An 18,603-nucleotide genomic window follows, 5' to 3' on the forward strand; every position below is an offset into this window, starting at 1 on the left:
TGGCCGGCTGCTCCGCTTAGATCCTTTCGCTCAGACCCTAACGAAGAAGGGCAGGAGCAGGAACGCCGCCGAGATGATGACCATGTACAAGGCGAAATAGAGGATGCAGTAGCCCATGATGTCCCGAAACTCCAGCTTGGCCACGCCGAGGAGCGGGATCGCCCAGAACGGCTGGATGATGTCCGTGATCATGTCGCCCCAGGCGTAGGCGATGATCGTCATCGCATTGGAGACGCCCAGGCTCTTGCCTGCTGCGATGATGTACGGCGCCTCAATGGCGAACTTCGACCCGCCGGAGGGGACGATGTAGTTCAGGATCCCCGAGTACCAGACGACGACGAAGGGGTACGTGGTCTGGCTCGCGATGGCGGTAAACCAGCCGGCCATGACTTCCGCCAGCCCGGAGAAGCGGATGATTCCGAAGATGCCGGCGTAGAAGGGGAACTGGATGACCACGCCCCAGATGAAGTTCCCCGCCTCCGTGGCGGCCTTGAGGAAGGAGGCGGGCGTCCAGTGCAGCAGAATGCCGATCATGAGAAGCGTGAAGTTCACCGCATCCAGGTTGACACCGGCAAACCCCTTGTCGCGGAAGTACCACCACAGCCAGATGAGCCCCCCGATGCCCACGACCAGGTTGATGCTGGGCGAGTGTTCCACCCGCTGGGCGGGCGTCATCTGGCGGGACCTGGCCGGCGCCGTGAACCCCTTCTCCTTGACCAGCGCCGGGTCGGCCTCGACAGTGTCTTCGCGTCGCGGGTGCATCGTGGGCCCGAAGACCGTGAGGGCGACCAGGATGATGGCGGCCAGGATGAGATTGAACGGATGGAACGTGGTTTCCGTGATCGGGATGATCCCGATGTCCTTCTCGAGGAAGTGCTTCGGCGTGGCTACCAGGAGCGTGGCCGAGCCCGAGAGACCCGAGTGCCACATGACCCCGAGCCCGAGGTAGGCAGTCGCCACCAGCAGCCGGTAGTCGACGCCGCGTTGCTTTTGCACCATGAAGCGGGTGAACACGGCCGACCCCACGATCGACAACCCCCAGTTGAACCAGGCCAGGACCATGGACACGAGGGCCATCAGAGCGATGGAGCCCTTGGGGCTCTTGGGGAGACCGGCGAGGCCGCTCAGGATCCGGTTGAAGAACGGCGTGGTCGCCAGGATGTACCCGGTCACGATGATCAGGCACATCTGCATGGCGAAGCTCAGCAGGATCCAAAAGCCGTTGCCCCAGTGCTGCACCAACTGGTAGGGCGTCGCCTTGGTGAAGATCAGCCCGAGGATGTAGGTGATGACTGAGAGGATGACCGCGATGATCCAGGCATCGGGGACCCAGCGCGTGCTCCAACGGGTCAGCGCCCCCGCCAGCCGTTGCAGCATGAATCGCCTCCCTCTGTCGGCCAGGTGTCTGAACGCCATGGCGGCGGAGTCCTCACGCCGCGTCGCTACACCTATAACGGGTCGCGCTCCCACCCCCTCGAGATGCTCGAATCGAAGAGCGGGCAGACATGCTGTCGCCCGCGGCGGACTCTAGCCAACCGGCGAAGGACTTGTCAACGGACGGTCGCTGTCTCGGTCACTGCGGCGGAGGGTAGAAAACCGCCTCCCGCTTCTCCCGCCACGCCCGGTTCGCTTCCTCGATCTCCCAGGAGGCCATGCACTCGTTCTGCGCCTTGATGAGCTCCTCGATCAGGGCGCGCGGGTCTCCGTGGAAGGAGGCGTGGAGGAGTCGCTTGGTGTGGCCGGCCGCGGTGGGCGACGCCCCCCGCGCCTTGTCGATGAGCCCTCGGATCGTCGGCTCGATCTCCGCCGCCGGGCACACCCAGTTCACCAGGCCGATGGCGCGCGCGTCGGCGGCGCTCACCTCGTCATTCAGGAGCGCCAGCTCCTTGGCGCGCCCCAACCCGACCACGCGGGCGAGCCTGAGCACGGCGCCATCGGGAATGAGCCCGTGCCGGGTGGCGCCGAGCCCGATGACCGCGTCGGCGGCGGCGACGCGCAGGTCGCAGGCGAGCGCCAGCTGCAGGCCGCCGCCGATGGAATGGCCGTGCAGCACCGCCACCGTGATCTTCGGCATGTCCTCCAGGCCGTTCAGCGCCCGCATCCAGTGACGGTAGAAGGGCTCGCCGATCGTACCCTCGGCGAGCGCCGTCCGGTCCATCCCCGAGCAGAAGGCGCGCCCGCGGCCGCGCACGATGACGAGCGCGACGCCGCCGGCGGCCGCCGCCGCTTCGACGTGGTCGGCCAGCGCGGCGGCCAGCTCGGTGTCGAGGGCGTTGAGCACGGCCGGCCGGTTCAGCGTGATCCAGGCCACGCCATCGCGCGCTTCGTAGGAGACGGGCTCGTCGCTCATGGACTCTCAGGCGTGGCAGCGGGTTGGCGGTGGAGCCGACGAGGTTGTACGATGCTGAGGACCTCGCTCATGGACGGTGCCGTTTAACCTAGGGGAAGCTCATCCCTCTGTCAAGGGACGCCACCTCAGGAGATCATCTGATGACGCCATTTCCCCGCCGTCGGTTCCTCCGGTCGACCGCGGTTGCCGCGGCCGGCGCCCTCGCCCCGCACATCGTCCGCGCTCAGACAACGAGCGTGAAGGTCGGCACCGCGGTGCTGGGCGATTACGCGCTGGCCGGTCCGTTCGTCCTCGCGCTCGAGAAGGGCTTCTTCGCCCAGGAGGGGCTCGCCGCCGAGTTCGTCCCCTTCCGCGGAGGCCCCAATCTCGCGAAAGCCGTGATCGCGGGCGAGATCCTGGTCGGCGCCACCGGCAGCACGGACATTCTGGTCTTCCGCGAGGCCGGCATGCCGATCAAGATGATCGCCACCCATACCGAGGGCAATCATTTCACCCTCAACGTCGCGCCCGAGATCCAGCGGGTGGCGGACCTCAAGGGCCAGGCCATCGGCGTCACCCTCATCGGCTCGACCACGTGGGTCTTCGCCCGGATCGTGGCCAAGCAGCAGGGCTGGGATCCCGATCGCGACGTGAAGATCGTGGGCCTCGGCGGGCTCGACGCCCAGCTGGCGGCGCTGGCGCGCAAGGAGATCCACGCCTTCGTCTGGGGCGACGGCGGGGCGGTCACCCAGCAACAGGGCAAGTCGAAGGTGCTGACGCGCCTGGACTCGGTGACGCCCCGGTGGATCAGCCTGATCCAGTACGCCTCCGAAGACGCGATCAAGAAGAACGCCGGGACCATCCGCAAGGCGATGCGGGCGATCTTCCGCGCCCAACACTTCATGCGGGCCAGCCCCCAGGACGCCGCCGAGATCGCGGCCAAGAAGCTCGGGTGGAGCGTCGAGGCGACGCTGGGCGCCCACAAGATCTCCGGACCGCTGCTCTCCGCGGACGGGACGATCAGCGTCGAGGCGCTCAAGACCATGCAGGACACGCTGCTCGAGCACGGGGTCATCAAGAAGCGGCTGCCACTGGACGACCACTACACCAAGGAATTCATCCCGGTGCGCGTTTAGATGTTTCGCCGGCGGGGCGATTCTCTGCGGACGACGCGCCCTTGATGCTTCGCGCGGCGCTGCTGGCCGGCCTGCTCCTGGCCAGCGCGCCGGCGCCGGCCCCTGCCCAGCTCTTCCTCGCTTCGCGCCCGCACCCGCAGTTCACGGTCGGGCCTCTCTTCATCCTGGCCAACGTCACGCCGGAGCTGGGCGACGTGCCGGTGGACGTGCTGTTCAGCCTGGCGGTGCCGCCGACGCTGAGCGCCGGCGACATCGAGCAGGACCTCTACCTCTTGTGGCCCGGCGCGGTGGCGCCCGACCCGACCGCGGGCCCGCCCGATCCCGCGCTGGCGCGCGCGGTGGAGCAGCAGGGCTTCGCCGTCATCGAGGAGGGGCGCCTGTCGCTCTCCGCGCGAAACCTCTATCAGCGCGGGCCGGACGGCCGCAGCCTCCGCGAACCCCTCGCCGGCGGCGCCCCCTTCGTCACCTTCGTCCGCGAAGGGGGTGGCCTCGGGATCAGCTCGCCGGCCACCTACGTCCGGATCCCCTGGAGCCCGAAGAGCGCGAACCGCGCCTATCTCACCGGGCTGCGCCTGACGACCAGAGGGCTCGTCAAGCCCAAGCCCGCCACCTGGGTCGAGCGGACGCTCTGGGGCCCGCGCCACCGCCTGACCTTGAGCTTCGGCGACGTCCGCCAGCGCGCGACCTTCCCGATGTACTTCTGGAACCGCGACCGCGTGATCAAGCTCTCGGAGGACCCCTCGCAGCTCCTCATCAATTTCGCCCACGCCGACCGCCTCAAGATCGAGGAGATGTTCCCGCCGTCGGCGCGGCGCCAGCTCAGTGAGACCCTGGAGAATACCGACGTCGTCTCGATCTTCCTCGACCGCGCCGAAGGTCTCCGCCCCCAGACGCTGAGCGTGCAGTTCGGCTACTTCTGGGGGCTCCAGTCCTGGGCGCCGGTGCTCATCCCCCTGCTGTTCTTCGTGCTGGGCAATGTCGCCGCCGTCCTCGTCCGCGGCCTGGCCGAGCGTCTCGCCAGGGGCGTGTCCGGCCGCTTTCACATCGGGCGCGGCGCGCCGGCCCCGGCCGGACGGGATACCGGCGTCGTCGTCGCCCGGGAGACGCTGGCCCGGATCGTGCCGGGCGAGACGCGCTACCAGGAGGTGCTCCGGCTCTGCGGTCCCAACCCCGAAGAGCAGGAGCGGCTCACCTCGCCCGGCCACAAGACGCTCGTCTACCGCGGACGGCGTGTGGTGCCGCACCGCCGGCGCGCGCTCGGCTGGCTGTCGACCGTCGACCACTGGGACGTCGAGCACCACGAGGTGGAGATCGAGCTGGAGGGCGACGTGGTCCGCGACGTCCAGGCCCGGGTCCGCCGCACGCGGCTGCCGCACCCGGAAACCGCGTGAGCGGCGCCGGCTAGCGCGAGATCGTCAGCCGCGCCCGGCCGTAGTGGTGCTCATCCACCCAGAGGCGTCCTTCGGCGAAGCGCGTCGAGCGGAAGGGCGTGAGATCGGCGGTGCGGGGCTTGCCCTCGACGATCCACTCGGCCAGGCAGCGGCCGATGGCGGGCGACGTCTTGAACGAGGTGCCCGAGTCACCCAGCATGCCGTAGAGGCCGGCCACCGACGGGATCTGATCGATGATCGGCCGCCCGTCGGGGCTCATCATGATCATGCCGGCCCAGCCGCCGCGCATGGTGGCCTCCGCGAAGACCGGCAGCCGCGCGGCCAGCTTCTGCCGACAGCGCCCGACGTAGTCCGGATCCACGCCCTCGTCGAAGCGATCGGGGTCGGCGTGGCCCACGCCCAGCTCGACGCCGGCCAGTGTCGAGGCGCCCCCTTCCGGCCGGAACCACGACTGGTGGATGGCGTCGATGACAGCCGGGTGGCGGTGCGCGAATCCGGCCGGCCAGCGGAGGATCGAGATCTGCACGCGATGGGGCGTGAGGCCGTAGTCGAGCCCGAGCGGCGCCAGCAGCGCCGTCGCCCACGCGCCGGCGGCGACGAGGACCACCGGGGCGGCGATGCGGTCCTCGGCCGTCTCGACCCCGACGACGCGCCCGCGCTCCACCAGGATGCGGCGCGCCTCGCAGTGCGTGCGGATGGTGACGCCCCGGCCGCGCGCGGCCTCGGCGAACGCGAACGTGGTGGCGTTCGGATCGGCGAAGCCGGAGCCCGGCTCCCAGGCGGCCGCCCCGATATCGTCGAGGTGGCAACCGGGCAGGATGCGCTTCAGCTCCTCTCGCGCGATCACCCGGGTGTCGATGCCGATCCGGCGCTGGGTCTCGACGTTGTGGGCGAGCGCGCCCTCGTAGCCCGCCCCCACGATCTGGATGAAGCCCGCCGGCTCGAAGCCGCAGGCGCCGCCGACGATGGCCTCGAAGTCGCGAAAGATCTTGAGGCTCTCGAAGGCCAGCCGCGATTCCGCCTCATTGGTGTAGTGCATGCGCACGAGCGAGCCCGACTTGCCGGTGGCCCCGGCGCCCAGGTGGTGGCGCTCGAGCAGCACGACCCGCGTCACGCCGAGAGTAGCCAGATGGAAGGCGGTGCTGGCGCCGTTGGCGCCGCCGCCGATCACGATGACGTCGGCCGTGGCCACGCGTGGATTGTGACACGATCGGCCCGCCCCTTGACAGGGGGCTCCGCCCGGCCTCATATAGTCCGCGCCAATCGGCCCCAGGCAGCCCGCAAGGCAGGGCGAGCCGCAGGACGCCGCTGGGCGAGCCGCAGGACGGCCAGGGGCCGGGCCCCTGCATCCGAGGCAAGCAGGTCCAGAGAATCCCGCCGTCCGAGGCGAGCGAATCCACGCAGGGAGAGCCGCAGGACGTCGCGGGGCCGCAGGGCGAGCCGCAGCACGGCCGGGGGCTGGGGCCCCCGCGTGCGAGGCGAGCAAGTGAAAGGATCCCCGCCGTCCGAGGCGAGCGAATCCACGCAGGGTGAGCCGCAGGACGTCGCGGGGCTGGGGCCCCGCCGTCCGAGGCGAGCGAATCCAGAGGAGGCCCGTCATGGTCCAGGTCACCCGACGCCACCTGCTCAAGGGCGCGGCCGCCGCCGGCGCCGTCGCCGCGCTGCCGGGGCCGCTCGTCCGTGAGGCCCACGCGCAGACGACCCAGAAGCGCGAGCTGGTCGTCGCCCAGGGCGGCGACATCTCGAAGTTCGACCCGCACTTCAGCACCTCGTCCAACGACATCCGCGTGTCGTTCAACCTCTTCGACAACCTCACCAGCCGCCGCCCCGACGGCAGGCTCTATCCGGGGCTGGCCACGGAGTGGAAGCGGGAGGGCCAGACGATCTGGACGTTCAAGCTGCGGCCGGGTGTCCGGTGGCACAGCGGTGACGCCTTCACCTCCGCCGACGTGAAGTTCAGCCTCGAGCGCACCTGGGACCCCGCGCAGAAGACGCGGGTGAACACCGTGTTCACGACCATCGATCGCATCGAGGCGCCCGACGCGACGAACGTGGTCATCCACAGCAAGAAGCCGGATCCGCTGCTCCCCGCCCGCCTGGCCTTCTACGGTGGCCAGATCGTCCCCAAGAAGTACCTGGAAGCGGTCGGCAACGATGCCTTCAACGCCAGGCCGGTGGGCACGGGCCCGGTGCGCTTCGTCTCGTGGAAGAAGGACGACAAGGTCGTCCTGGAGGCGAACCCGGATTACTGGGGCGGCCGGATCGACGCCGACCGCGTGATCTTCCGCTCGGTGCCGGAGACCGCACCCCGGATCGCCGCGCTCCTCAAGGGCGAGGTGGACGTCATCACCCAGCTCTCCCCCGATCACGGCGAGCGCGTGGCCGGCACGGGCTCCACCCAGGTCGTGGGCGCGCTCTACGCGGGGCTCTACGTCCTGGCCGTGAACAGCAAGCGCCCGCCCCTCGACAACCCGCTGGTGAAGCAGGCCCTCTCGCTGGCCGTGGACCGCGAGCTCATCGTCAAAGAGCTGTGGCGGGGACGCGGGATCGTGCCCAGCGGCCCCATCGCCAAGGGCGACAACCACTACGACCCGGCGCTGCCGCCGCTCGCCTACAACCCGCGCGAGGCGCGCGAGCGGCTCCGAAAGGCGGGCTACAAGAACGAAGAGATCGTGATCGAGACCACGGTCGGCTACACCGCCAACGACAAGCCCATGTCCGAGGCGATCCAGGGCATGTGGCGCGAGGCCGGCGTCAACGCCAAAGTGGAGGTGGTCGAGTACTCCGTCCGCGCGCAGAAGAACCGCGACCGGAGCTTCAAGGGACTCTGGTGGTCGGATCCGACCTCCACCCTCGGCGATCCCGACGGCATGATGTGGCGCCTCCTGGGCCCCGGCGGGCCTCAGGACTACTGGCGCCACCCGCGCTTCGACGAGCTGGGGGAGGCGGCGCGCTTCTCGGTGGACGAGAAGTTCCGCGCGGAGGCGTACCGGGAGATGACGAAGGTCTTCCTCGAGCACTTCCCGTGGATCCCGGTGATCCAGCCCTACGAGGACTACGGCCTGCAGAAGTACGTGGAGTGGACGCCGAACCCCAACCAGCAGTTCGAGATCCGCCGCTTCAACTTCAAGTTCCGCCGCGCCTGAGCGCACCGCGGCCGGGGCCGTCGGTGGCCCCGGCCGCTTGCCATGCGTGGGACTCTCGGTTTTCTGGCCCACCGGCTGCTGCGCGCGCTGATCGCGCTGTGGCTCGTCTCCACGGTCGTCTTCGTGGTCATGCGGCTCAGCGGCGATCCGGTGCCGCTGCTCCTGCCGCCCGACGCGCCCCGGAGTGAGATCTTCCGCGTCCGCGCCGAGCTGGGGCTGGACCGTCCCCTGCCCGTCCAGTACGCGACGTTCCTGGCGAACGTGCTGCGCGGCGACTTCGGCCGCTCCATCCACTTCCGGGAGCCGGCCGCCCGCGTCGTCCTCGACTATCTGCCCGCCACCCTCGAGCTGGGACTGGCGGCCTTCGCCTTCGCCGTGGTGGTGGCGGTGCCGATCGGCGTGCTGTCGGCGGCGCGGCGCAACTCGCTCCTCGACCACGCGGCCATGGGCGTGGCGCTGGTCGGGCAGGCGGCGCCGACGTTCTTCCTCGGCATCCTCTTCATCCTGCTGCTGTCGCTGAAGGCCGGCCTGCTGCCTACCGGAGGGCGCGGTGACTGGCACCATCTCGTGCTGCCGGCGCTGACGCTGGGCATCTTCGCCATGGCCTCCATCGCGCGCCTCACCCGCTCGGCGGTGCTGGAGGTGCTGCGCGCCGACTTCATCCGCACGGCGCGCGCCAAGGGGTTGTCCGAGCGACTGGTGGTGGTCAAGCACACGCTGAAGAATGCGGCGATCCCGGTCCTCACGATCACGGGCCTGCAGTTCGGCACGCTGCTGGGCGGGGCCGTCGTCACCGAGACGGTCTTCGCCTGGCCGGGGATGGGACGGCTGGCGATCCAGTCGATCTACAACCGGGACTACCCGGTCGTGCAGTGCGCGGTCTTTCTCTCGGCCGTCGTCTTCATCGTCATCAACTTCGTCGTCGATCTCCTGTATGGCCTCCTCGATCCCCGCGTCCGCCGCGCCTGACGCCGTCGTCGACCTCCGCTCCGTCGCGGCCAGGTCCGGCGCGCGGCGGCGTCGAGGCCTGGCGCTGGTACTGGCGGGCGCGGCCTTCGTCCTGTTGCTGGGCGCCGTGGCCGCGGCGGCGCCGTGGCTGGCGCCGCACGACCCGACGCGCCAGTCGCTCCGCGCCCGGCTGACCGCGCCCACCCTGGCGGCGGCCGACGGCCAGGCGCACCTCCTCGGCACCGACCATCTCGGGCGCGACGTGCTTTCGCGGGTGATCTACGGCGCGCGCGTCTCGCTTGTCATCGGCTTCGCCGCCGTGACCGTCGGCGGGCTGATCGGCGCGGCGCTGGGCCTGCTGGCGGGGTTCCGCGGCGGCTGGCTGGACGGCGTCGTCATGACGCTGGCCGATGCCCAGCTCGCGTTCCCCTTCATCCTGCTGGCCATCGGCATCATCGCGGTCCTGGGCCCCAGCTTCCCCACGCTGATCGTCGTCGTCGGGCTCTCGGGCTGGGTCGCCTACGCGCGGATCCTCCGCTCCCAGGTCCTGGTGCTGCGCTCGCGCGAGTTCGTGGACGCCATCCACGCGCTGGGCGGCTCCACCCTGCGCATCGTGCTCGGCCACATCCTGCCCAACGTCGTCTCCTCGCTGGTCGTCATCGCCACCCTCGAGCTGGCGCGCGCCATCGTGCTGGAGGCGACGCTCTCCTTCCTGGGGCTCGGCATCCAGCCGCCCACACCGTCCTGGGGCGGCATGATCCACGAGGGGCGCGAGTACCTGGACTCGGCGTGGTGGATCTCCACCTGCCCCGGCACCGTGCTGATGCTGACGTCGCTCGTCGTCAGCCGCACCGGCGACTGGCTGCGCGATCTCCTGGACCCGACGCTGAGGGGGGAGTGACCAGCGCCCGCCCCCTCCGGTTCACCCCCGCCAGTGCGAGAGCTTCTCGTTGAGCGCGTCGAGGGCCAGCACGATGCCGATGGAGGCGGCCGAGACCAGGGCGGTGGCCGCGAAGAGCTGGGCGGCCTGAAAGCCGTTGGCCAGCGCGTTCATGACGTGGCCCATGCCGCGCACGCCGGCGAACATCTCCACGATCAGCACGCCCAGGAGACAGAAGACGATGCCCAGGCGGAGGCTCGCCAGCACCGAGGGCACGCTGGCCGGCAGGATGACCTTCCAGTAGACCTGCCAGGGCCGCGCGCCGTACGAGCGGGCGACGGTGACCAGCGCCGGATCGACGTCGCGCACGCCCCCGATGACCAGCACGAGGATGGGAAAGAGGCCATGAAGGGCGCCGTAGGCGACCGCGGGCGCGGTGCCGAAGCCGAGCAGCAGCACGATCCAGGGCAGCACCAGGATCTTCGGGATCCCGTAGAGCGCGACGACGAAGGGATGGAGGACGTCGTGCATGGCCCGCACCGAGCCGATCACGAGCCCCGCCGGCACGCCCAGCCCCACGGCCAGCGCATAGGCGACTGCAGTCTTCGCCAGCGTGTCGCCGAGCGCGCTGAGCGCCGAACCCCCCATCGCCCCGAAGGCCCGCGCCACGGCGCTGGGTGGCGCGACGAAGAGCGGATCGACCCACCCGGCGCGCGCCGAGGCCTCCCACGCCGCCAGCACGGCCAGGATGCTCGCCACCTGCAGCAGCCGGATGCGACGGGTCTCGCTCACGTCGTCCATCGCCGGGCCCGGCGCTCGACCAGGCTGGCCAGCACGTCGGAGACGACGACCAGCGCCAGCGTCACCAGTACCAGCGCGACGTAGTCGGCCGTCCGGAAGAGCCCGTAGGCGTGGTTGATGAGCGCGCCCATTCCCGCCTTGGATCCCAGAACCTCGCCCACGATGACGCCGATCACGGAGAGCGCGAGCCCCGTCCGGAGCCCGCCCACCAGCGTGAAGAGCATGCCGGGAATCAGCACCTTGGCGAAGACGGCGAGCGGCGAGGCGCCGAAGCTCCGCGCGACCGTGACGAAGTGCGGGTTCACCTGGCGCATGCCGGCCAGCACCGCCAGCGTGATGGGAAAGAACCCCAGGAGGAATCCGAACGCGATCTTCGAGGCGGCATCGAGCCCGAAGAAGAGCATGAGCGACGGGTACCAGACCACCGCCGGAACGGCGTAGAGCGCGCCCAGGATGGGCGCGAAGGTGCGCCCGAGGACGCGGTGGCCGCCCAGCGCGAAGCCCGCGCCCAGGCCGCCCGCCACCGCCAGCGCGTAGGCGACGGCGATCTCGCGGGCGGTGAGCAGGAAGTGTTCGGGCAGATCCGGGTACGAGCGCAGCGACAGGAGGTCGACGAGCGACGGCAGCGCCGCCGAGGGCGGCACGTGGAGAAGCGGGTTGCCCGCCCGGGCCGCGATCTCCCAGAGCCCCAGGGCCCCGAGCAGAATGGCCAGGCGAAGGGCCGAGAGTTTCAGAGGCTCGCCTCGGGCGCAGGGGCCCCAGCCCCTGGCCGCCCTGCGGCTCGCACAGCCCGTTTCAGAGGCTCGCCTCGGGCGCAGGGGCCCCAGCCCCTGGCCGCCCTGCGGCTCGCACAGCCGTCACGACTCGCTCATGGCCCGCAGTGACTCGCCGCGGATCTCACTCCAGAGCTTGGCCCGCAACGTCACCAGCTCGGGCGAGTCCATCGCGCGGGGATACCCGAGCGGCAGCTCGAGCACACTCTTGATCCGCCCGGGGCGGGCGGTCATGACCACCACGCGCGTCGACAGCGCGAGCGCCTCGTGCAGGCTATGGGTGACGAAGATCACGGTCTTCTTCGTCCGGCGCCAGATGTCGAGCAGCCACTCGCCCATGAGCACGCGCGTTTGCTCGTCCAGCGCCCCGAAGGGCTCGTCCATGAGGAGGATCTTCGTGTCGATGGCCAGCGCGCGCCCGATGGCCACACGCTGCTTCATGCCCCCGGAGAGCTCGCGCGGGTACTTGTCGGCAAAGCCGCGGAGGCCCAGCGGGCCGAGCAGCTCGGTAGCCACCGCGCGGCGCCGCCCGCGATCCCCGCCCTGGAGCTCCAGGCCGAACTCGACGTTCTCGAGCGCCGTGCGCCAGGGGAAGAGGCCGGGGTCCTGGAAGACGGTGGCGACGCGGCGGGGGTCGGGCCCGGTGACCGGCTGCCCCTCGATCAGCACGCGGCCGCCGTCGGGGCCGACCAGGCCCGCCAGCATTCCGAGGAGCGTCGATTTGCCGCAGCCCGAGGGCCCGATGATCGTGCAGAACTGGCCCTCGCGCACCGCCAGCGACACGTCGCCGAGCGCGTCCACGACGCCCGAGGCCGTCCGGTAACGCTTGGCGACGCCGTCGATCCGGATCAGCTCAGCGTCGGCCACGCTCACGTGAGCTGGAGGATCTCACGCGCGATGACCCACCGCTGGATCTCCGACGTCCCCTCACCGATCTCCGTGATCTTCGCGTCCCGGAAGATACGCTCCACCGGGAACTCCGTGATGTAACCGGCGCCGCCGTGGAGCTGCACCGCCTTGGTGGCGGCCTTCATCGCGGTCTCGGAGGCGAAGAGCTTGGCCATCGCGGCGGCGTGCATCGCCGGCCGGCCCCTGTCTTTCAGCCAGGCGGCGCGCAGAGTCAGCAAGCGCGCCACTTCGATCTCGGTCGCGAGGTCGGCCACGATCGCCTGGAGCCCGTTGAACTCCGCCAGCGTGCGCCCGAAGGCGGTCCGCTGATTCATGTACTTCACCGCCTGATCGAGGGCAGCCCGAGCGATGCCCACCGCCATCGCGGCCATGGCGATGCGTCCGCCCTCGAGCACCTGCATGGCCTGCCCGAACCCCTCGCCGCGCCGGCCCAGGAGATTCTCGGCGGGCACCCGCGCGTCCTCGAAGATCAGCTCGGCGGTGTCGGAGGCGTGCAGGCCGAGCTTGCGGTAGGGTTGGCCGGCGGAGAAGCCGGGCATTCCCTTCTCGAGGATGAACGCCGAGATCCCCCTCGACGACTGCTCGGCATCGGTGCGGGCCATCACCACCGCCGTCCCGCCCACGCTGGCGTTGGTGATGAACGCCTTGCTCCCGTTGAGCACCCAGACGCCGTCCCGGAGCTCCGCCCGCGTGCGGAGCGCGGCGGCGTCCGAGCCCGAGCCCGGCTCGGTGAGTCCCCACGCCCCCAGCACCTCGCCCCGGGCCAGCGGCGGCAGGTACTTCGCCTTCTGAGCGGGCGAGCCGAACATCACGGTGTGGCTGGCGCAGAGGGAGTTATGCGCCCACATGGTGATCCCCACCGAGGCGTCGCCGCGGTTCAGCTCCTCGACGACCAGCGCGTAGGCGACGCAGTCGAGACCGGCCCCGCCGTACTCCGGAGGCACCAGCGCGCCCAGGAAGCCCAGCGCACCCAGCTTGCGCACGATCTCCCAGGGAAACTCGTGATGCTCGTCGTAGGGCGAGATCTTGTCGCCCAGCTCGCTGTCGGCGAACTGCCGGGCGACGTCGCGGATGTCCTTCTGCTCCGGGGTCAGCTCGAAGTCCACGACCGGAACTCCCGTCAGGCCGAGCGCCGCTTGGCCCCGGCGCCGGGCCGGCCCTTCTTCAGGTGCTTGAAGAACTCGATCTGGCGCAGGCGCTTCTTGATCATGGGCCTTCCCTCACTTCAGCGCGTTCTCGCGGACGAAACGGACGATATCCTGGGTCGAGGTCCCGGGGCCGAACAGCTCCTTGACGCCCAGCGCCTTCAGCGCCGCCGCGTCCTCGGGCGGGATGATGCCGCCGCCGAAGACGACGATGTCCTCCGCGTCCTTTTCCTTCAGCAGCTCCAGCAGCCGCTTGAACAGGTAGTTGTGGGCGCCGGACAGCACGCTGAGGCCGATGGCATCGGCGTCCTCCTGGACCGCTGTGGCGACGATCTGCTCGGGCGTCTGGTGCAGGCCCGTGTAGATGACCTCGAAGCCGGCGTCGCGCAGCGCCCGCGCGACGATCTTGGCCCCGCGGTCGTGGCCGTCCAACCCGGGCTTGGCCACGATCACTCGGATCTTCCGCTCAGTCACACTGACCCCTTTCGAGCGCGGGCTTCGCCCGCGCAACCCTTGGGGGAGGACTCGGAGGGGGCCGCCGCGGCCCCCTCCGACGAAACCCGGGCTTGGCCACGATCACTCGGATCTTCCGCTCAGTCACGACGCTGCCTTCGAGCGCGGGCTTCGCCCGCGCAATCCCGGGGGAGGATTCGGAGGGGGCCGTCGAGGCCCCCTCCGACCTTAGTCATGGTCCTGGCCGGCGAGCACGGACCGCAGCTTCTCACCGACCTTCATGATCTGGTTTCGGTCGCCGGGCACGAGCTTCCAGTCGAAGCCCTTGTTGTCGTTCGTCCAGCGCGGGATCAGATGGAAGTGGAAGTGCGGCACCGACTGGAACGCCGCCGCCCCGTTGGCCTGCAGGACGTTGAGCCCATCGGGCTTCACCGCCCGCAGCAGGGCCATGGCCACCCGCTTGGCCGTGGCGATGGCCGCCATCAAGTCTTCCTCGTCGGCGTCGAAGATGGTGGGCGCGTGCGCCTTGGGCGCCACCAGGCAGTGCCCGGAGTTCAACGGATTGATGTCCATGAAGCAGAGCGTCCGCTCATCCTCGTAGATCTTCAGCGACGGAACTTGTCCATCCCGGATCTTGCAGAACACGCACTCGCTCATCGTGCTATACCTCCACGGTCCAGCCGTGGCTGTCGGGTGCCGTCCCGTACTGGATCCCGACGATCGCGTCGTACAGGCGCTGGGTCAGCTCGCCGATTTTGCCGCCGTTGATGACGATCTGCTCGCCCCGGTAGGCCAGCTCGCCCACCGGCGAGATGACGGCGGCGGTGCCGGTGCCCCACACCTCCCGCAGGGTACCGTTCTTGGCCGCGGCCCGCACCTCGTCCATGGCGATCTGGCGCTCGGAGACCCACAGCCCCCACTCGCGCATCAGCGTGAGCGCCGAGTCGCGGGTGACGCCGGGCAGGATCGTCCCCGCCGTGAGCGGCGGCGTGACCACCTCGTCGCCCACCCGCAGCATGATGTTCATCGTGCCGACCTCGTCCAGGTACTTCCGCTCGCGCCCGTCGAGCCAGAGCACCTGAGTGAACCCCTGGTGCTTGGCCTCCTCGGCGGCGTAGAGGCTGGCCGCGTAGTTGCCCGGAGTCTTGGCGGCGCCCACGCCCCCTTCCACGGCCCGCACGTACTTGTCGACCACCAGGATCTTCACCGGGTTCATGCCTTCGGGGTAGTACGCGCCCACCGGCGACAGGATCACGAAGTAGAGATAGGACTTGGCCGGCCGGACGCCCAGGAACGGCTCGCTGGCGATGATGGTGGGTCGGATGTAGAGCGACGTCCCCACCGTGCCCGGCACCCAGTCGCGGTCGAGCCCGACCAGCGCCGTCAGCGACCTGAGGGCCAGGTCGGGATCGAGCGGCGGGATGCACATGCGCCGGGCGGAGCCGTTCATCCGCTCGATGTGCTTCTGGGGGCGGAAGAGGCGCACCTGGCCGTTCCGGGCCCGGAACGCTTTCAGCCCGTCGAAGATGCCCTGGGCGTAGTGCAGGAAAGACGCCGCCGGGTCCAGGGTCAGCGGCCCGTAGGGCTCGACGCGTGGATCGTACCAGCCCTTCTCCTCCTGGAAGTCCATCACGAATATGTGGTCGGTGAAGACGGTGCCGAAGCCAAGCTCGCTGTCCCCGGGCTTCGGTTTCCTCGTGGTCGCCCTGGTGATCCGGATCGCCTCGCTCATGGGCTGTCCTCGCTTAGAAGATGATCGGCTCGCGGTACACGCCGAAGACCTGCCGATAGACGTCGGAGATCTCGCCGAGGCTCGCGTAGTCCTTCACCGCATCGATCAGCACCGGCATCACGTTGTGGCCGTTGCGGCAGGCGTCCGCGAGCTGCTTGAGCCGCCGCTCCACCCTGGCCACGTTCCGCGCCGCCTTGAACCGCTGCACGCTCTCGATCTGCTCCCGCTCCACGCGCTCGTCGATGCGGAGGTAGTTGATGGGCTTCTCCTCCGCCATGACGTACTTGTTCACGCCGACGATCACCTTCTCCCCGCGGTCGTCCAGGAGCTGGTAGCGGTAGGCCGCATCGGCGATCTCCTTCTGGGGGAAGCCGGTGTCGATCGCCTTGATCATGCCGCCCATCGCGTCGATCTTGCGGATGTACTCCAGGGCGGCCGCCTCCATCCGATCGGTCAGCGACTCCAGATAATAGCCGCCGCCGAGCGGATCGATGGTCAGCGGCACGCCCGTTTCCTCGGCGAGGATCTGCTGGGTCCGGAGGGCGACGGTGACCGCCTCTTCGGTCGGCAGCGCCCACGTCTCGTCGTAAGAGTTGGTGTGGAGCGACTGGGCGCCCCCCAGGACGGCCGCCAGGGCCTGGATGGCCACCCGCGCGATGTTGTTGAGGGGCTGCTGGGCCGTGGCCGACACCCCGGCCGTCTGGGTGTGGGTCCGGAGCCGCATGGACTCCGGCTGCTTGGCCCCGTAGCGCTCCTTCATGAAGCGCGCCCACATCCGGCGGGCGGCGCGCAGCTTGGCGATCTCCTCGAAGAAGTCGTTGTGGATGTCGAAGAAGAAGCTGAGCCGGGGCGCGAAGCTGTCGATGGCGAGCCCCCGCGCCAGCGCCGCCTCCACGTAGCCCAGCCCGTCGGCCAGGGTGAAGGCCAGCTCCTGGACGGCCGTCGAGCCTGCCTCCCGGATGTGATAGCCGGAGATCGAAACAGGATTGAAACGTGGAACATGCTTCGATGTGAATTCGATCATATCAGTCACGATTCGGACCGCAGGCCCCGGCGGACAGATCCATTCCTTTTGGGCGATGAACTCCTTGAGCATGTCGTTCTGCATCGTGCCGCCGACCCGGTCCCACGCCACGCCGCGCTGGTCGGCCACGGCCAGGTACATGGCCAGCGCGATCGACGCCGTGCAGTTGATCGTCATCGACGTCGTCACCTCGCCGAGCGGGATGTCGGCGAAGAGCCGCTCGAAGTCGTCGAGCGTGGAGACCGACACGCCCTCCTTGCCGACCTCGCCCCGGGCGCGGGGGTGGTCGGCGTCGTACCCCATCAGGGCCGGCATGTCGAAGGCCGTCGAGAGCCCGGTCTGGCCCTGGGCGAGCAGGTACTTGAAGCGGGCGTTGGTGTCCTCCGGGCGGCCGAAGCCGGCGAACATCCTCATCGTCCAGAGACGTCCGCGATACATCGTCGGATACACGCCGCGGGTGAACGGGTACTCGCCCGGCTGCCCGAGCTTCTCGGCGTAGGACCAGGCGGCCAGGTCCTCGGGCGTGTACACCGGCTCGACAGGGAGGCCCGACAGCGACTCGAAGCGCACGGGACGCTCCGGCACCCGACGCCTGAACGGGTCGTAGGTTTCCCGGCGCCAGCGATCTTTCTCGGTCATGGCCTCAATCCCAGGACGTCACGCGCGATGACGAGCTTCTGGATCTGGGACGTCCCCTCGTAGATCTGGGTGATCTTCGCGTCGCGGAAGTGCCGCTCCACCTGGTACTCCTTGATGTAGCCGTAACCCCCGTGGACCTGGATGGCGTCGGTGGTGACCTTCATGGCCATCTCCGACGCGAAGAGCTTGGCCATCGAGGCCGCCACGGTGTAGGGCTGGCCGCCGTCCTTGAGCCCGGCCGCCCGCAGCGTCAAGAGCCGCGCGCCCTCGATGGCGGTGGCCATGTCGGCCAGCATCCACTGCACCATCTGGTGCTGGCCGATGGGGACGCCGAACGCCCGGCGCTCGCGCGCGTAGGCCACCGCGCGCTCGTAGGCGCCGGTGGCGATGCCGATCGCCTGGGCGGCGATGCCGATGCGCCCGCTGTCGAGCGCCGACATGGCGATCTTGAAGCCCAGGCCCTCCTGGCCCAGGCGATTGGCGATCGGCACCCGGCAGTCCTCGAAGACGAACTCCGCGGTGTCGGAGGCCCGCAGGCCCAGCTTGTCCTCGATCTTGCCCACGGTGAAGCCCGGCGTGCCCTTTTCGACGAGGAAGGCCGAGATGCCGCGGCGGGCCTGGGCGCGATCTGTCTGACAGAGGACGAGCGCCACCGAGGCCTCCCGCCCGCTGGTGACGAAGAGCTTGCGGCCGTTCACCACGTAGTGGTCGCCCTCGCGCACCGCCACCGTGTGCTGGTTGGACGCATCCGAGCCCGCCTGGGGCTCGGTGAGGGCGAAGCAGCCGATCTGGTGGCCCCCGGCGAAGGGCCGGAGGAACCGCTCGCGCTGGTCGTCGGTGCCGAACTTGTACACGGGGTCGCAGTAGAGCGAGTTGTTCACCGACATCACCACGGCGTGGGAGGCGCAGTGTCTGGCGATCTCCACCAGCGCCACGACGTAGGCGACCGTGTCGGCGCCGCTGCCGCCCCACTTCTCGGGGATGGCGATGCCCATCAGCCCGAGCTCCCCCATCTTCTTCACCGTCTCGTGGGGGAAGCGCGCCTCCCGGTCGATCTCCTCGGCGATGGGGCGGAGCTCGCTCTCGGCGAACTCCCGCGCCATCGCCTGGATCATCTGCTGCTCGTCCGACAGCTCCAGCCTCATCAGCGTTCCTTCATACGCTCGCCTCGCACGCGGGGGCCCCAGCCCCCGGCCGTGCTGCAGCTCGCCCTGCGGCCCCGCGACGTCCTGCGGCTCGCACTACCACCATACGCTCGCCTCGCACGGCGGGGCCCCAGCCCCGCGACGTCCTGCGG

General features: G+C 69.8%; 17 protein-coding genes. 5 read left to right on the forward strand and 12 right to left on the reverse strand.

The genetic code is table 11. The annotated features are described in order from the left end of the window. Window positions 1-30: 30 nt before the first annotated feature. Window positions 31-1,377 (reverse strand): TIGR00366 family protein, encoded by a 1,347-nt coding sequence (locus VGV13_09395; protein ID HEV8641298.1) that lies wholly within the window; start codon window positions 1,375-1,377, stop codon window positions 31-33. 196 nt (window positions 1,378-1,573) lie between these two features. Then, complete coding sequence (locus VGV13_09400; GenBank protein ID HEV8641299.1) at window positions 1,574-2,350, reverse strand: enoyl-CoA hydratase/isomerase family protein; 777 nt, start codon at window positions 2,348-2,350, stop codon at window positions 1,574-1,576. Between the two features lie 140 nt (window positions 2,351-2,490). Between VGV13_09400 and VGV13_09405 the strand changes: the two genes are divergently transcribed. Both VGV13_09405 and VGV13_09410 read left to right on the forward strand, forming a co-directional pair. Next, window positions 2,491-3,465, forward strand: a complete 975-nt coding sequence (locus tag VGV13_09405; protein ID HEV8641300.1) for an ABC transporter substrate-binding protein — start codon at window positions 2,491-2,493, stop codon at window positions 3,463-3,465. 44 nt (window positions 3,466-3,509) lie between these two features. Next, window positions 3,510-4,856, forward strand: coding sequence for a hypothetical protein (locus VGV13_09410; protein HEV8641301.1), 1,347 nt, complete (start codon window positions 3,510-3,512; stop codon window positions 4,854-4,856). Between the two features lie 10 nt (window positions 4,857-4,866). On the opposite strand, the gene VGV13_09415 is transcribed toward VGV13_09410, so the two are convergent. Next, window positions 4,867-6,048: an FAD-binding oxidoreductase gene (locus tag VGV13_09415; protein ID HEV8641302.1), complete on the reverse strand. Its 1,182-nt coding sequence runs from the start codon at window positions 6,046-6,048 to the stop codon at window positions 4,867-4,869. Window positions 6,049-6,454: 406 nt separating this feature from the next. On the opposite strand from VGV13_09415, the gene VGV13_09420 reads away from it, so the two are divergent. Genes VGV13_09420 through VGV13_09430 form a run of 3 tightly spaced genes read left to right on the forward strand, consistent with a single transcriptional unit; the run spans window position 6,455 to window position 9,851 of the window. Continuing rightward, the gene (locus tag VGV13_09420) at window positions 6,455-8,002 is read left to right on the forward strand and encodes an ABC transporter substrate-binding protein (GenBank protein ID HEV8641303.1); all 1,548 of its coding nucleotides are present in this window, start codon (window positions 6,455-6,457) and stop codon (window positions 8,000-8,002) included. Between the two features lie 42 nt (window positions 8,003-8,044). Continuing rightward, a complete protein-coding gene (locus VGV13_09425) occupies window positions 8,045-8,971 on the forward strand; it encodes an ABC transporter permease (protein ID HEV8641304.1) in 927 nt (308 codons plus the stop codon). Further along, window positions 8,937-9,851, forward strand: a complete 915-nt coding sequence (locus VGV13_09430; GenBank protein ID HEV8641305.1) for an ABC transporter permease — start codon at window positions 8,937-8,939, stop codon at window positions 9,849-9,851. Before VGV13_09425 ends, VGV13_09430 begins: the two co-directional genes overlap by 35 nt. A gap of 21 nt (window positions 9,852-9,872) precedes the next feature. On the opposite strand, the gene VGV13_09435 is transcribed toward VGV13_09430, so the two are convergent. The 9 genes from VGV13_09435 to VGV13_09475 all read right to left on the reverse strand — a co-directional run bounded on the left by VGV13_09435 (window position 9,873) and on the right by VGV13_09475 (window position 18,451). Continuing rightward, window positions 9,873-10,622, reverse strand: a complete 750-nt coding sequence (locus VGV13_09435) for an ABC transporter permease (protein HEV8641306.1) — start codon at window positions 10,620-10,622, stop codon at window positions 9,873-9,875. After that, a complete protein-coding gene (locus VGV13_09440) occupies window positions 10,619-11,275 on the reverse strand; it encodes an ABC transporter permease subunit (protein HEV8641307.1) in 657 nt (218 codons plus the stop codon). The genes VGV13_09435 and VGV13_09440 overlap by 4 nt, the downstream gene beginning before the upstream one ends. Window positions 11,276-11,488: 213 nt before the next feature. Continuing rightward, entirely contained in the window at window positions 11,489-12,277 is a 789-nt protein-coding gene (locus VGV13_09445; GenBank protein ID HEV8641308.1) for an ABC transporter ATP-binding protein, read from the reverse strand. Continuing rightward, window positions 12,274-13,419 carry an acyl-CoA dehydrogenase family protein gene (locus tag VGV13_09450; GenBank protein HEV8641309.1) on the reverse strand — a complete coding sequence of 382 codons (1,146 nt, stop codon included), beginning with the start codon at window positions 13,417-13,419 and terminating at the stop codon, window positions 12,274-12,276. The genes VGV13_09445 and VGV13_09450 overlap by 4 nt, the downstream gene beginning before the upstream one ends. Window positions 13,420-13,533: 114 nt before the next feature. Beyond that, on the reverse strand, window positions 13,534-13,932 hold the full coding sequence (locus VGV13_09455) for a cobalamin B12-binding domain-containing protein (protein ID HEV8641310.1): 399 nt from the start codon (window positions 13,930-13,932) through the stop codon (window positions 13,534-13,536). A 207-nt stretch (window positions 13,933-14,139) separates the two neighbouring features. Next, window positions 14,140-14,568, reverse strand: a complete 429-nt coding sequence (locus tag VGV13_09460) for an HIT family protein (protein HEV8641311.1) — start codon at window positions 14,566-14,568, stop codon at window positions 14,140-14,142. Between the two features lie 4 nt (window positions 14,569-14,572). Then, window positions 14,573-15,643 carry a branched-chain amino acid aminotransferase gene (locus VGV13_09465; GenBank protein ID HEV8641312.1) on the reverse strand — a complete coding sequence of 357 codons (1,071 nt, stop codon included), beginning with the start codon at window positions 15,641-15,643 and terminating at the stop codon, window positions 14,573-14,575. Between the two features lie 13 nt (window positions 15,644-15,656). Next, on the reverse strand, window positions 15,657-17,306 hold the full coding sequence (locus VGV13_09470; protein ID HEV8641313.1) for a methylmalonyl-CoA mutase family protein: 1,650 nt from the start codon (window positions 17,304-17,306) through the stop codon (window positions 15,657-15,659). Beyond that, a complete protein-coding gene (locus tag VGV13_09475; GenBank protein ID HEV8641314.1) occupies window positions 17,303-18,451 on the reverse strand; it encodes an acyl-CoA dehydrogenase in 1,149 nt (382 codons plus the stop codon). Before VGV13_09475 ends, VGV13_09470 begins: the two co-directional genes overlap by 4 nt. Between the last annotated feature and the right edge of the window lie 152 nt (window positions 18,452-18,603).

It is taken from the genome of Candidatus Methylomirabilota bacterium (assembly GCA_036001065.1).
Lineage (GTDB): Bacteria > Methylomirabilota > Methylomirabilia > Rokubacteriales > CSP1-6 > MNEF01.